Genomic DNA, 15,101 nt, shown 5'->3' with positions numbered 1-15,101 from the left:
GGAACAGCACACCCGTCTCAGAAGTCGTGTTCGACCTGGTCGGGGTCTGCTTTCTGGATGATGATCTTGCCGTCTCGAACGCGAACGAACACCTCGTCGCCGATTTCCATCCCGGCGACTGCGAGTTCGTCTTCGTGGAGGTTGACGTGGACGTTGTGATACTCGCCGTTCTCGTCTTTGGCGCCACTCGGACTGAGCTTCTTTTTCCGGACCATCTGGGGGTCTATCCGTTGGTTCGCCGCAGGGAATACATAAGTGTTGTCTCCGTCATTCCTCGCGTCGGTGATTTTCGCCACGATACGACTGTCTTTTCGGTGTAATAGTCGGTGGATTGACGACTCCTCGGGGGTGGCGCTCTACGTGAGTATATAAGTATGTGCCCGTCGTCGGTCGAAAATCGGCGATATATTTATGATGTGCCATGTGGTTGAATGGCATAGAGGTGGAAAATCATGGTACGCGAGGACGGTAAACGGAATTTCGTGCTCCGAGAGGAGGACGGTACAGAGACGAGTGTGTTTTCCGGGAGTATGCCACGACAGGCTGCACTGAAAGCAGCCCGACGGCTCGACCCAGCAGACTCCGAAGACGCAGCGCAATCGAACGCAGTCGAGATCCGACTCCGTGAGAAAGGGACGGACAAGGTACACATCTTCGACGCCTGGGCGTGGGAGAGCAGTGCTCCCGGTGACAAACCGGATTGGATGGAAGGCAAGATTACCAAAGGGAACGTCTCCAAGAAAGGTATCGAGCACCTCGAAGAGTAAGCCGGCACGACTCACTTTCTTATTGCGCGCGACTGCGCACGCACGTGTAGCACCACGACAGACCCATCGAGTCAGCGCGGTGGGCCCTCCTCGCGAGTCGATATCCCTTTGACTACAGGCGCGTCAGTTCCGCTTGCGCGACCAACACCCGGTCAGACCGAACGTACGACGCGGGGGATGAACGGCCGGCCTCCAGTCGCGCGACATCAACGACTGTGAGTGGCATCTCTCGTCGACGACGCCTGCCGTGGGTCGCTGGTCGCTTACGAAGACTATCACGGTTTATTGACTATCACGTCATGAAACCGCATGACGTAGTGCGTTTAGTTCGACGGCCTTTTATGTAACCGTGCCATTCGAAGTAATGTGAAGAAGCGCACGGGGGCACTCCCCCCGAGGGCTTCGTCCGAACGCCCTTCGACCCACCGTCGTCTGGCACTCACGGGATGACACACCTTCCCGGGGTGCCGATGATACGACGGCCTTAAGTGGTCCAAGGCATTTCGGTTGAATGCGAACGACACACCGCGATTGCGGGGCGTTTCAACGCGTCCCGCTTCACGGATTGGTCGAGCGAGGTTCGACGGGTTTATACCCTCGAACCACCTCGATTCAAATCCGAAGGAAATGAGGATTCCGCCCCTACGGTACGCCGTAAGACGGTATCTGATGTTAGCCCTAGTAGTTCGGTGATATCCGAACGGATATCATTCGAACTCGGACCTTTGAACGGTGATTTGACAGCAATACGCTGCCATTCACCCGCCAACACCCCGCGACCAGGTTTAAATGGTCGCGACCCATTCCGGTTGATCCTGCCGGAGGTCATTGCTATTGGGGTCCGATTTAGCCATGCTAGTTGTACGAGCTTAGACTCGTTGCGGAAAGCTCAGTAACACGTGGTCAAACTACCCTACGGAGAACGATAACCTCGGGAAACTGAGGCTAATAGTTCATAGGGGAGTCACGCTGGAATGCCGACTCTCCCAAACGCTTACGCGCCGTAGGATGTGGCTGCGGCCGATTAGGTAGACGGTGGGGTAACGGCCCACCGTGCCGATAATCGGTACGGGTTGTGAGAGCAAGAGCCCGGAGACGGAATCTGAGACAAGATTCCGGGCCCTACGGGGCGCAGCAGGCGCGAAACCTTTACACTGCACGCAAGTGCGATAAGGGGACCCCAAGTGCGAGGGCATATAGTCCTCGCTTTTCCCGACTGTAAGGCGGTCGGGGAATAAGAGCTGGGCAAGACCGGTGCCAGCCGCCGCGGTAATACCGGCAGCTCAAGTGATGACCGATATTATTGGGCCTAAAGCGTCCGTAGCCGGCCACGAAGGTCTATCGGGAAATCCGCCAGCTCAACTGGCGGGCGTCCGGTGGAAACCACATGGCTTGGGACCGGAAGGCTCGAGGGGTACGTCCGGGGTAGGAGTGAAATCCCGTAATCCTGGACGGACCACCGATGGCGAAAGCACCTCGAGAAGACGGATCCGACGGTGAGGGACGAAAGCTAGGGTCTCGAACCGGATTAGATACCCGGGTAGTCCTAGCTGTAAACGATGCTCGCTAGGTGTGGCACAGGCTACGAGCCTGTGCTGTGCCGTAGGGAAGCCGAGAAGCGAGCCGCCTGGGAAGTACGTCCGCAAGGATGAAACTTAAAGGAATTGGCGGGGGAGCACTACAACCGGAGGAGCCTGCGGTTTAATTGGACTCAACGCCGGACATCTCACCAGCTCCGACTATAGTAATGACGGTCAGGTTGATGACCTTACCACGACGCTATAGAGAGGAGGTGCATGGCCGCCGTCAGCTCGTACCGTGAGGCGTCCTGTTAAGTCAGGCAACGAGCGAGACCCGCACTTCTAATTGCCAGCAGCAGTTTCGACTGGCTGGGTACATTAGAAGGACTGCCGCTGCTAAAGCGGAGGAAGGAACGGGCAACGGTAGGTCAGTATGCCCCGAATGAGCTGGGCTACACGCGGGCTACAATGGTCGAGACAATGGGTTGCTACCTCGAAAGAGGACGCTAATCTCCGAAACTCGATCGTAGTTCGGATTGAGGGCTGAAACTCGCCCTCATGAAGCTGGATTCGGTAGTAATCGCATTTCATAAGAGTGCGGTGAATACGTCCCTGCTCCTTGCACACACCGCCCGTCAAAGCACCCGAGTGAGGTCCGGATGAGGCTGTCACACGACAGTCGAATCTGGGCTTCGCAAGGGGGCTTAAGTCGTAACAAGGTAGCCGTAGGGGAATCTGCGGCTGGATCACCTCCTAACGAACGAGACCACCCCGACGGGGTGGCTCACTGCGATCTTCCGAGTTCGAACACCATCCGTTCGGACACCTTAGAACTACTAGGGCTGACACGGGCCCATAGCTCAGTGGTAGAGTGCCTCCTTTGCAAGGAGGATGCCCAGGGTTCGAATCCCTGTGGGTCCATGGTAAGCAATGTTCAAACCTCGTTGAATCGCTCCCCTTAAGTGTGGGACGACGATACGAAGGAATGAGCATTGACGACTGATGCACCATCCCGCGCAAGCGTGGTTGGGAAGGGTCGAAAACGCGCCAGAAGACTACTGGGCGTTTGATGAAACCGTGTGTACGTGCAATCCAGGCGTCCACTGGACCCGTTCTCCGGGTCACAGTGACTATATCAACTGGCTACTGTGCCAGCTGGTGGATAGCTCGGCTCGAGAGCCGATGACGGACGTGCCAAGCTGCGATAAGCCTCAGGGACCCGCATGGAGGGAAAGAACTGAGGATCTCCGAATGGGAATCCCCACAGCAATTGCCTTGCGCAATGGGGAACGCACCGAATTGAAACATCTTAGTAGGTGCAGGAAAAGAAAGCAATCCGCGATATCGTGAGTAACGGCGAGTAAAAGCGACACAGTCCAAACCGAAGCCTTCGGGCAATGTGGTGTACGGACTACCCACAACGGAACTGGATTCTACACGAAGTCTTCTGGAACGGAGCGTGATACAGGGTGAAAACCCCGTAGTGTAGAAGAAAGTTCCTGGGGTTGTTCCAGAATAGCGGGGGTTGGATATCCCTCGTGAATTTCGCAGGCATCAACTGCGAAGACTAAACACTCCTCGAGACCGATAGCGAACAAGTAGCGTGAGCGAACGCTGAAAAGCACCCCGAAAAGGGCGGTGCAATAGGGCTTGAAATCAGTTGGCGATAGAGCGATATAGCATACAAGGTCGTCTGACGAAAGAACTGGGAGCGATCCCGTAGTATGACTCAGACGAAGCCGATGTTATGTCGTACGTTTTGAAAAACGAACCATGGAGTGCATCTGACTGGCGAGTCTAAGGGGTGAACCCCCGGAGGCATAGGGAAACCGATACGGCCGCAGTCTTTGACCAGGGCCACCGTCTTCAAGGGCGGGGAGCCAACCGGATGCGACCCGAAACCAAGTGATCTACGCCGGAGCAGGGTGAAGCGTGGCGAAAGCTGCGTGGAGGCCCGTTAGAGTTGGTGTCCTACAATACCCTCTCGTGACTCTGGTGTAGGGGTGAAAGGCCCATCGAACTTGGCAACAGCTGGTTCCAACCGAAACATGTCGAAGCATGACCTCTGATGAGATAGTTCGTGAGGTAGAGCGACCGATTGGGAATCCGGACTCCGAGAGGAGTTCGCTTCCCTGTCAAACTCCGAACTTACGAACGTCGTAGACTCAGGGAGTCCGGTGTGCGGGGTAAGCTTGTGCACCGTGAGGGAGACAACCCAGAGCTAGGTTAAGGACCCAAAGTGTGGATTAAGTGCGATTGAAGATTGTCTCGAGCCCTAAACAGCCGGGAGGTGAGCTTAGAAGCAGCTACCCTCTAAGAAAAGCGTAACAGCTTACCGGCCGAGGTTCGAGGCGTCGAAAATGATCGGGGCTCAAATCCACCTCCGAGACCTGGCGACGTGTCATTGACACGATTCCGTAGGTTGGCATACTGTTTGGGTGGAAGCACGGGGGAGACTTCGTGTGGACCGAGCAGCAAAGAAAATCATGGTCTCAGTAGCAGCGAGAGTCGGGTGTGAACCCCGACGACCTTACGCGCAAGGGTTCCTCGGCACTGCTAATCAGCCGAGGGTTAGTCGATCCTAAGTCTAACCGTAATTCGAATTAGATGAAAGGGAAACTGGTTAATATTCCAGTACTATCTTGCAATAAAAGTCGACGCTTTAGGAAACACCGAGCGGGGCCTTCGCCCCGTCGAACCACCGAACTTCGTGGAAGCCGTAATGGCACGAAGCGAAAGAATGGTGGGATAGGGAAACTCGGCGGTACCTAGAGCCCGTGAAAAGACGAGCAAGATATTCGTACCGAGATCCGACACAGGTGCGCTGGCAGAGCAAGCCAAGGTCTGTCGGGATCAACCGACGTTAGGGAATTCGGCAAGTTAGTCCCGTAAGTTCGCGATAAGGGATGCCTGCTCTTGATCGAGCAGGTCGCAGTGACTCGGACGCTCCGACTGTCTAGTAACAACATAGGTGACCGCAAATCCGCAAGGACTCGTACGGTCACTGAATCCTGCCCAGTGCGGGTATCTGAACACCCATTACAATGGGACGAAGGACCCGTCAACGGCGGGGGTAACTATGACCCTCTTAAGGTAGCGTAGTACCTTGCCGCTTCAGTAGCGGCTTGCATGAATGGATCAACGAGAGCGTCACTGTCCCAACGTTGGGCCCGGTGAACAGCACGTTCCAGTGCGGAGTCTGGAGACCCCCAAGGGGAAGCGAAGACCCTATAGAGCTTTACTGCAGGCTGTCGCTGAGACGTGGTCGCTAATGTGCAGCATAGGTAGGAGCCATTACACAGGTACCCGCGCCAGCGGGCCACCGAGGCATCATTGAAATACTACCCGTTAGTGACTGCGACTCTCACTCCTGGCGGAGGACACCGGTAGCCGGGCAGTTTGACTGGGGCGGTACGCGCTCGAAAAGATATCGAGCGCGCCCAAAGATTTCCTCACGCGAGTCGGAAACTCGTGGAAGAGCGCAAGAGCAAACGGAAGTCTGACAGTGACATTCCTAACGAGTGTCGCTGACGCGAAAGCGTGGTCTAGCGAACCTACGAGGTTCATTCATGGGACCCGTAGATGACAGAAAAGCTACCTTAGGGATAACAGAGTCGTCACCGGCAAGAGCACATATCGACCCGGTGGCTTGCTACCTCGATGTCGGTTCCCTCCATCCTGCCCGTGCAGAAGCGGGCAAGGGTGAGGTTGTTCGCCTATTAAAGGAGGTCGTGAGCTGGGTTTAGACCGTCGTGAGACAGGTCGGCTGCTATCTATTGGGGGTGTTAAGGAACTTGACGTGAACGTTCGTATAGTACGAGAGGAACTACGAATGGGTGCCACTGGTGTACCGGTTGTCCGAGAGGGCAGATGCCGGGCAGCTACGCACCGCAGGGTAAGAGCTGAAAGCATCTAAGCTCGAAACCTACACGGAAAAGAAGTTCCACTGAGGTCACTCGTAGAAGACGAGTTCGATAGACTCGGGGTGTACGCAACGAGGCAACGAGTTGTTAAGCCCGCGAGCACTAACAGACCAAGCCACATTCATACGCACTGAGATCCGGGAACGGGTCCAGGCGCAAACTGGATTGCACGTACATTAGTCAGAAAACGCCATACCGATATTGGTATGACAGCGGTTCGATTCCGCTGGTCGGCATTACGGCGGCCATAGCGGTGAGGTTCCACCCGTACCCATCCCGAACACGGAAGTTAAGCTCACCTGCGTTCTGGTCAGTACTGGAGTGAGCGATCCTCTGGGAAATTCAGTTCGCCGCCTCCACTCATACGAAGCCCACTGGGAACGCCCCAGTGGGCTTTTTTCATTTCTGTCGCGAGGGTTACTCCTCGCGGCGCTTCAGGTTCCGAGAGCGGCAGCGCTCTGCGGAACCACCTCGATACACTGAATCTGTCGTCTCCGTGTCGAGTCGGTCCCGTGAACTCCACGGTGCGCTCACCCCTGAAACGATGTATTTCGGTGGCAAAGCGCCGCACACCGTCAGGCTTAAGCACAAGACAGCGATACGATTAACTGCGCCAAGGTGGCAGAGTTCGGCCCAACGCATCCGCCTGCAGAGCGGAACCCCCGCCGGTTCAAATCCGGCCCTTGGCTTACGGGTTTTCCCCCACAATCCAAACGAAGGAGAGACATCCACGTCACCAGAGCGTCTACTGGATAGGTCAGTGTAGATGTGAGAAATACTCCGCGAGTATTCCACCAGTTCTTCACCGTAGTCAGACCCACCGACTTTGGGGAACGGGGTGTCCTGGGACGCGCTGCTCGGCGCTCGAAGAGGGGTGGCACCAACCGTGATACGAAAGGTACGCCCGAGGGTCAGTCACTGTTCCAAGGTTTTGGCCCTATACGGCGAATCGATCCGGGTAACCGGAGTACTGTCCCCAACCACGACTTCGATCAGGAAGGTGATTGGGCGTGCGTGAAGACGCACCTGATTACTTTACATCTTGTGCCCACCGTGACAAGAGTACAAATCTTGGTCGGCCATGTCGCCAGAACTCGGTCAGCCGCGCCCGCCACGATCAGTCGGCGCGTCGACTGAAGAACCCGACTAGTGAACAGACCCGCTGCGAGAACCGCCGCTGCCGACGGACTGTCGAAGTCATCGCAATCCCTGACGTGCGACAGTATCTTTGTCCCTACTGCGACGCAGTCCTTCCAGTTCGCGATGTTGACGGAGGTGGAGCGTGAGCGACGAGTTCGAAGTCTTCGACGCGACGCCTGTCTCCACAGACGATGAGGACTCGGTCGCGAGCCACTTCGAAAGCGATGGGCCGGTGACTGCGGATATCGACGGGAGAGAGGTCACACTCAAAGGGAGGGGTGGTCGTGATGTCGACCTTGACATCTCGTCTTCACGAGCCAAACAGAGACGGCGAAAGCGCCGAGAGAGATACCGGAAGCAGTCCCGTGCTCAGTGTCGTTTCTGTCGGCAGCACTTCGAGAATAGTGAAGACGCCGACGGTCACGAGTGCGATGCGCGTCCGGTCTCTGCGTGTGCATTTTGTGGTGAAGAACACAACCGTCGGGAGGATCCCGAAGAGCACATCTACACCTGTAGCGAGTTCCGCCGTCGCCACGAAAGCGAACTCCGGCGGGCACGTGCAGAAGTGTACCGTCGCGACGGTCTCGACGCATTCGATCGATTCGAGTACATCCGTCCGTGGTACCACGAGTTCGCCGGTTACCTCCACTACGATTGCCGTGAGCACCAGAACCCGCTACACAGCTACTATGCGCTCAACTCCCTCCAGAAAGAACACGACTGGGAAGAGCACGGCGTACTCCGCACGGGTTTCGATGTCGTCGCTGAAAATCTCCCACAGATCACCCAGCGACAGCTATGCGAAGCGGAGGAGTTCGGACCGAATGCCGACATCGAAAAGTGGGCTGTTGAGTTCACCTTCGAGTCGTCGGGTCTAGCAACACCCAACGACGACCACGCGGAAGAACTCGGCTGGCGTCTCGATGACGTTCGTGAGTACCGCGTGAAAATCTACCCTGCTACGTACACCTCACACACTGAGGCAAAGCGCGAGGGTAGAAAGCGGGCGTCGTTCCATATCAAGCCGCGTTGGCCCGATATCGAGAGCAAAAACCCCGACGCTCCGAACCCATCAAACCCCCACGACATTGTCGGCTTCGACGTTGGAGTCAAGGGCACCAACATCCAGTTCAAGCGGTATCCTGACCTCTTCTACCGCGCGATGGAAGCACTTCGTGACCGACAGGGCTTCCGATTCGCTCGCCCGACGCGTCTGCGGACAGATGACTTCGCGGCAAACAATATATTCAAATCGAGCACGGTTACTGACGCAGAACTCTACGTTCGGGTAGAGAAAGACACGACTGGGAAGGTTTACGCGTTTGATGGGACGCTCCACCGTATCTCGATGCTGTTGGGTACTGAGCGCAGTGGCTTCGCGAAGAGCATTCGCGACGACACCAAGTGCCCTGGTTACTACCACACCGCAACGATCGACTCGATGCGGGCCTCGGAGATAATTGGCGGGCACGAACTCGCAAAAGAGCTGAAACACTACCACGTCAAGCATCCGAAGGCGGTTCAGGGTGGTCCGCTTGAACATCCGAAGATTGGCGTGTCGTTCCAGAACTCAAGACACGACGATACCATCTACTGGTCCGACCTCGAACGGCTCGAACGCGAACTTGACGAGGCTGTCCTCAATGTGCTCCGCTGGTCTGAGCTTCCAACATCTCCCGACGAGGAGTACTTCGTCGCGGACGACTACTTCCAGGTAACCGGTGACCGTCGCTTCCGAAAGGTCGTCGACGATCAACTTCCTCGTCTACAGGAACAGCAGGACCGGGATGCCCGGCAATTCGCCGTTGCTGGGAATCTGACGCACACAGACGTAGATACGGTCGAAACGTTGCTCACAGACGGCGGCGTGAAATCACCGGCAGACATCGCCGAGCGGATCGGCGTCCATATCTCCACGGTCTACAACGCCCTGGAGCGACTCGGGCGTCTTGTCGTCCACCAGTACGGTGAGGTCGAACTCGCGAGCCAGTACCTCGCCCAGCAGGTCCTAGGCAAACTGAAGGGAGCGCGGCGTGCCGTTGAGCAATCCATTGAGCAGTCGATAGACGATCTTGTCCGTGGCGAACAGTTCGCTTGGAAAAGTATCGACGGCGACCCGTGGGAACGCTGGCTTGCTGACTGTGTTGAGCGGATTGAGGAGGGTGACGGGATGACCCCCGCGAAGCTCATCCTCGGCTGGAAGCCCGCCGACGTAGAGGACGCACGCGAGTTACTCCTAACGGGGGCACTCCGCTGGGCAGAAGTGACCGGTAACGACGTCGTCGACTTCGCTCGTGAGTTCTCGCCTGTCGTCGAGACCGTGGATGGTAGCCGAATCAAGTGGACCTGGTGGTCTCACTTCGCGCAGATGCTACCGGGCTTCAGAAGTCGATACGTAGGCTGACGACCGTCCTGGTGAGTGGCAACACTATCTCTTAACGTAATAAGGAGCAACATACACCGCATCTCACTCGTATTTTGGTTCGAAACCAGTTGTATCGTGCTGGAATTCCCAAGCGGGTAAAACCGTCATTTCGATTCACGCGGGGGTACCCAACATTCCGATTAGATGTGTGGCTAAGAAGCCACAGTCAGAAAGGACAGCACGCGCCTTCGGCGCGCGCTGATGAATTGCGAAAAGGGTGGGTCGGCGCGCCTGACTCGGCGCGCCTTGAATCGTAGCGTGGCTAAGGTCACAAAATCAAAATGTACTGGAATCTGGCGAAGTGAGGCCGACCGACGTGCAGCTGAAACAGGGGCGTCGAACTACGAGGTAGTGCTCGTCGGCTTGCGATTGTTGAGGAACACGTCGAACCACCTGGTAAGCGAGCCCACTGTTATACTGTCGTCCGCGGAACCGTCCGCGTCGATCGTCATAATATGTCCGTCTCTTCCCCATCCACAGACAAGCGGATAGCCAGTTCCGGTCTCACGCTCTTCCACTTGCTTAGCGAGTCTCTCAACGTCTTCACTCGACTCGCGTAGTACGTGAATGAGTTGGTCCAGAATCGGGTTACCGGGTGCCAAGTAATGGACAGACGAGTACTCGTCAGCACACTCAGTAGAGAACGTCACTGCTACTGCATCTTGTCCAGGTGCGACAGCCTCTGCGAGTGTCTGTTCACTCTCTACCTGTGGAAGGTCGAACTCACTGCACTCGAGTCGGTACAGTTCGTCCTTCAGATTGAATTCGTCGACACCATCGAACTCGGAGAGATCGACGTTCAGTTCACGCAGTGGTGAAAGTCGGATACTTGCATCGGCGAGCGTCTCACTCTGGGTAAGGACAGCCCTCAGTCCTGAAGTACCGAACGGGGCATCGAATTCGTACTCCTCGTCACCTACGTCCGTGATATCTGGATGTCGGTAGGACTGCCACGCATCGAGCTTTGCTTCGTCGATAACGTCCTGTTCGACGAGGCCGTCTACGGACTCCAACGACTCTCCCACGTCGATACGGTCGCTCTGTTCTTGTTTGTCGATTTCCTCCGAGAATTCTTTGTCGGCTCGTTCAACCGCTGCACGACTCTCCGAACGTTCGGTCTCCAGGGTCGCAGACCGAATCTGCTTACTGACACCAGACAGTATCGGTTGCATCTCACCAACTACGTTCTCGAAGAGCCCGATTCTGGTGTCGAGACGTTCGTAAATGTCTGTCTCGACTGTATCTTCGTAACTGTAGTTGAGGATCGTTACCTCGTCAAACTCCTGTCCGATACGGTCGATACGCCCGATTCGTTGTTCCACACGCATCGGATTCCACGGCAGGTCGTAGTTGATGAGTGCCCCACACTCTTGCAGGTTCAGACCTTCACTGGCAGAGTCGGTACAGACGAGGATGTCGACCTGGCCGTCGTCGGCAGCAAACTCTCGCTTCACGCGCTCTTTGCCAACTTCGACCCACGTCCTCGACTCTCGGTCAAACATCTCTCCGCCACGTCCAGAGTAGGTCGCAACCGTCTCACCGTGAATCGAGATTAGGCTGTCGCGGATGAAGTCCATCGTATCCGCGTACTGGGTGAAGATTATCGCTCTGGTGTGGCCATCTCGATCTAACTCGTCGAGATCGTCTTTGAGTTGGTTGATCTTCGGGTCCTGCGTGATACCCGCCAACTCGTCGACGAACGACTCCAACTCCTCTATCTCTTGATCCAGAAGATACAACCCCTCGTCTGTGACGTTGGGAATGATCTCTGCAAGGTCTACGTCTTCGAGGTCTCGCTCGAGTTCGTCCAGGTCGTCGTCTTCTTTGAGGTCGTACTCGTCGAGGGTCTCCATGACGGCCTGTTTGGACTCGATGCCATCCTGATCTGCCACCCGCTTCTTCCCTCTCAGGACTGTCCGTTGTTTTCGGAGCTTCTTCACCCGGTTTTGGAGGCTTTGAGAGATAGCATAGATACTACTCGTCAGTCGCTGCCGGTAGGTAGTCATGACAAACCCAATCGCTCGCGACTCGGCCTCGTCTGACTGCTGAGCGAGTTTGTAGAACTTCCGAGTGTAGTCGTCGATGCGGTCGTACACTTCGCGTGTCTCCTCAGTGAGCGAGATCTTGTGTTGCTCCGGCTCTCGGTCGGGAACTGTGGCATCGAGAAGGCCGACTCGTTCGTACTTTCGGAGCGTGTCACGAGTGTTTCGATGAATGAGCGCATCGACGGGTGTCGACTCAGAGAGGATGTCTTGGATAACTCGCCATCCCGACTCAGAGAGTTCATCGAGTGCAGCAAGCCGGTCGTTCCGTGAGTAAGTCAACCACTCCTCGTCTGTCTTCCATTCGGGATACAAGAGGTACTTCAGCTTCTCGTCTTCTTTCGCATCGAAGGGATCGACGCCGTTCTCGTCCATCGATGCTTCAAACCTTTCGATGTATCCATCGTAGTATTCTCCGTAGTCACTAGCGAGGTCACAGGCCCGGAGCACACGTTGCTTCGCGATGGAGCGGGCGTTTCGCTCATCTCCGACGTCCAACTCATCAGCAATTGAGTCAAAAACGCGGGCAGAGAGGCTCCGACCACCAGAAATTCGGTCTTGATATCTCCCGTCGGTAAGCGTCGCCTGTGCAGACCACGAATCACCAGACGAGTCGTCCTCGTTTAGAGACTCGCTGAGTGCCTTCTTGAGTGCTCGTCGTGTTTCGAAGAATTCGACGAAGTCGCCCTGATTGTCCCACTTGCCGGGGAGGTCGAGCAGGGACATCAGGTCGTAGAGCTCACCAGCGTGAAGCTGCATTGGCGTCGCAGTGAGTAGGTAGTACGTCTGCGTGTGATCGCGAAGCTGCTCCAACATCGAGAAGAAACTGCTCCCCTTGCGTCCGTTGTGAGCCTCGTCGACGATGACTGCGTCCCAAACGCCCTCTCGGTTTGTAGGGGAACGTCCGCGACAACTTGCCGGCACGTCGTCTCGGGTTCTCACTTTACTACCGTCTTTGGGTGCTACCTGGTTCCACCGGTCTCTCAATCGTGCCGTGTGCCAGGACATGATGACGATTGTAGGCCCGCTGGTGTCATTGGCGTCTTGATGCTCGTGGAGGAAACGCCAAATTGGGCTACTCACCCATGCCTGTTCACGCTCACCCTCGCTGATGTCGAGTTCAGAGACGCCTGGTGGAGAGTGCTCACGTCCGAAGACGTCGATGAATGCGTACTCGTAGTCGCTCCCGCGTTCGTACCGATACGCGTTCAGGTTGAACTTCTCCCACATCTCTTCTTGCCACTGGACGGAGAGACTGGCAGGAACGAGTAGAAGCCCAGTTTCGAGTTCATCCGTGAGACCAAGTCGGGAGAGCGTCAGACCGGCTTCGATGGTCTTTCCGAGGCCGACCTCGTCACAGAGCAAGAAACTGTTCGGGTAAGTGTTGACCAGCGTGTCGGAGACGACGCGCTGGTGAGGCCACGGCGTAATCGTGCTGCCTTCTTCGGCGAGTGCGAGACCACCAGGGGAGAGATGCCCGTCGGCGATGATGTTCGCCTTGTCGCGCTCCGTCGGTGGTGCCTCACCACGGGCGATTTGGATCGCTTCCTCGAGTTTCGACTGTGAGTCCGGATCTTTCCAGTCGATGAGCTCTTCCTCGATTGCTTCGGGTAGGTCGTAGACCTCGACGTAGGGGTGTTCGTCTTTCCAGAGTCGGTCGAAGGTGTCGATATCGCCGTCGACGTACGTCGACTGCTGGTCGACCCACGAGCGGTGGACTTTGAATCGCTCGTAGTTGTTCTTCCATCCGCCGACTGTCTCGTTGACGCTTCCTTCGAAGGAGAGCGCATTGTCGTCATCGTCGTGGAAGATGCCCATCTTCGGATGGAAAATACGCCACGAGCCCTGACGGGGGACAGCAACTTTGATGTGGAGGCGGTCCTCCCGGAGGAGCCGAGCGAGGAGCTGGAGTTGGGCGTCTAACTGTTCGTCTTCCAGTTCATCCAGTGAGTCGGTCAGTTCGTCAGTGAGTGCCTCGAAGACTGGTCGGTCGGTGGTGTAGAGCTCGGTCCCGACGACGAGTCGCATCTCACCGTCGTTTTCGAGAAGGGCGTCGATCCCTCGGGAAGCAACTGCGAGCGCACTGCTGGAGAAGTAGCCAGCGATGCGGTCGTAGCGGACCGACCGTTTCAACGCTGGGACATAGAATTCATCGACGAGATACGAATTCGAGCCGGAAGGCTGGCTCTCGTATATCGAATGCCACTGGCGGTCAGGGAGATTCTCCATTGGTCGAGTTACCTCTACTTATCAAGGTGATTACTTAACTTTCCGTCTTGGAAGCAGCTGGGAGAAACCAATAAAATACAGAGACGTCATGTAACCATACCGCAGTTGTCGACTGCGATTATTCGAGGGACTGAACTCGGGCTTCGAGTTCGGTAAGCCGGTCCTCGATACGGTCTACCGACTCTCGTAAATCGTCCTGTTCGACGTAAGCCTCGTCTAAATCTGTGGGTAGGTACTCTACTTCTCTTTTAAGCTCACTGACGGTGTGTGCGATAGATTCCAATTCTGTGGGTGTTTTGAGCACCGACTTGTGTCTATACACGAACGAATTTCCTTCCTCGGTGAGGCTGTAGGAAGGCGGTACCTCTGTCCCGTCGAGTGTCATCTGGTCACTTTCGTTTTTCTGCACAAGCCGAGCACCCGCCTGTCCAAGTTTGTTCTCTAATCGCTCTTCGACGTCGGCTCCCGAATCGGCACCGACGTATTCAGTAACAGTGTCGCATTGTGCAGACCCGTGAAAACCGAGATACACAATTATTTGCTGAGAGAGTTCGTCGATGATGAACTCGCGTTCTTCCTCCCGACGGTCGTAAATGATTACTACCATACTGCCCGGTCAAGTAGCAGATAATAATCTGTTTGGGTTAACCTAGAACCACCTCGATATTTACACCACGGAGGTTAGATTATCGCACATGGCAGAACGAAAGAATCTGAAGATTGATTCGAATGTGTACGACCGTCTTGCGAAGCAAAAAGGTTCGAAAGATACCTGGGACGAGTTTTTCAGCCGGCTGGTCAACTCGGTGAGCCAGGACCAGGTCCACCTTGATAGGGCAACTCTGAAAGATTTCGGTGGTTCGGAAGACGCCGACTTGGAATTCACGGCTTCGACAGAGGGTTCGCTCGAGCTACGATTTACGGACGAATCTGGAAACCCAGTGGGGAGAGTCACACTAGAGTCGCTCAAACCAAATCAAGAGGTCAGTGTCGCGGTTGAGGATGGGGAGCTAGCAGGTCAGTAATCGGTTGGGGAGGCTCAGTTTCCACTTATT

General features: G+C 55.8%; 6 protein-coding genes, 2 tRNA genes and 3 rRNA genes. 8 read left to right on the top strand and 3 right to left on the bottom strand.

Going from position 1 to position 15,101, the window contains the following annotated elements; translation table 11 throughout:
• Positions 1–17 precede the first annotated feature (17 nt).
• A complete protein-coding gene (locus ACK3R5_RS14915; RefSeq protein ID WP_004044784.1) occupies positions 18–215 on the bottom strand; it encodes a hypothetical protein in 198 nt (65 codons plus the stop codon).
• A gap of 237 nt (positions 216–452) precedes the next feature.
• Between ACK3R5_RS14915 and ACK3R5_RS14910 the strand changes: the two genes are divergently transcribed.
• The 7 genes from ACK3R5_RS14910 to ACK3R5_RS14880 all read left to right on the top strand — a co-directional run bounded on the left by ACK3R5_RS14910 (position 453) and on the right by ACK3R5_RS14880 (position 9,754).
• Positions 453–767, top strand: a complete 315-nt coding sequence (locus ACK3R5_RS14910) for a non-histone chromosomal MC1 family protein (protein ID WP_411964829.1) — start codon at positions 453–455, stop codon at positions 765–767.
• Between the two features lie 802 nt (positions 768–1,569).
• Positions 1,570–3,042, top strand: a 16S ribosomal RNA gene (locus ACK3R5_RS14905).
• 94 nt (positions 3,043–3,136) lie between these two features.
• Positions 3,137–3,208, top strand: a tRNA-Ala gene (locus ACK3R5_RS14900).
• A gap of 213 nt (positions 3,209–3,421) precedes the next feature.
• Positions 3,422–6,334 (top strand): 23S ribosomal RNA (locus ACK3R5_RS14895).
• Between the two features lie 113 nt (positions 6,335–6,447).
• A 5S ribosomal RNA gene (gene rrf, locus ACK3R5_RS14890) occupies positions 6,448–6,569 on the top strand.
• The 16S, 23S and 5S rRNA genes sit together here with 2 tRNA genes alongside, the layout of an rRNA operon.
• A gap of 253 nt (positions 6,570–6,822) precedes the next feature.
• Positions 6,823–6,899 (top strand) — tRNA-Cys (locus tag ACK3R5_RS14885).
• A gap of 593 nt (positions 6,900–7,492) precedes the next feature.
• On the top strand, positions 7,493–9,754 hold the full coding sequence (locus ACK3R5_RS14880) for an Lrp/AsnC family transcriptional regulator (protein ID WP_411967525.1): 2,262 nt from the start codon (positions 7,493–7,495) through the stop codon (positions 9,752–9,754).
• 362 nt (positions 9,755–10,116) lie between these two features.
• On the opposite strand, the gene ACK3R5_RS14875 is transcribed toward ACK3R5_RS14880, so the two are convergent.
• The gene (locus ACK3R5_RS14875; RefSeq protein WP_411967524.1) at positions 10,117–14,046 is read right to left on the bottom strand and encodes a helicase-related protein; all 3,930 of its coding nucleotides are present in this window, start codon (positions 14,044–14,046) and stop codon (positions 10,117–10,119) included.
• 118 nt (positions 14,047–14,164) lie between these two features.
• A complete protein-coding gene (locus ACK3R5_RS14870; protein ID WP_411967523.1) occupies positions 14,165–14,653 on the bottom strand; it encodes a hypothetical protein in 489 nt (162 codons plus the stop codon).
• An 88-nt stretch (positions 14,654–14,741) separates the two neighbouring features.
• On the opposite strand from ACK3R5_RS14870, the gene ACK3R5_RS14865 reads away from it, so the two are divergent.
• Positions 14,742–15,071, top strand: coding sequence for a hypothetical protein (locus ACK3R5_RS14865; protein ID WP_411967522.1), 330 nt, complete (start codon positions 14,742–14,744; stop codon positions 15,069–15,071).
• The last annotated feature ends 30 nt before the right edge of the window (positions 15,072–15,101 follow it).

The sequence above is a fragment of the Haloferax sp. YSSS75 genome (genome assembly GCF_046764215.1).
Lineage (GTDB): Archaea > Halobacteriota > Halobacteria > Halobacteriales > Haloferacaceae > Haloferax.
This window is presented reverse-complemented; position numbering and strand designations above follow the sequence as displayed.

Bases quoted from the DNA above. Each gene is read 5' to 3' on its own strand.
- ACK3R5_RS14915 (WP_004044784.1), bottom strand. From the start codon at position 215: ATGGTCCGGAAAAAGAAGCTCAGTCCGAGTGGCGCCAAAGACGAGAAC.
- ACK3R5_RS14910 (WP_411964829.1), top strand. From the start codon at position 453: ATGGTACGCGAGGACGGTAAACGGAATTTCGTGCTCCGAGAGGAGGAC.
- ACK3R5_RS14875 (WP_411967524.1), bottom strand. From the start codon at position 14,046: ATGGAGAATCTCCCTGACCGCCAGTGGCATTCGATATACGAGAGCCAG.
- ACK3R5_RS14870 (WP_411967523.1), bottom strand. From the start codon at position 14,653: ATGGTAGTAATCATTTACGACCGTCGGGAGGAAGAACGCGAGTTCATC.
- ACK3R5_RS14865 (WP_411967522.1), top strand. From the start codon at position 14,742: ATGGCAGAACGAAAGAATCTGAAGATTGATTCGAATGTGTACGACCGT.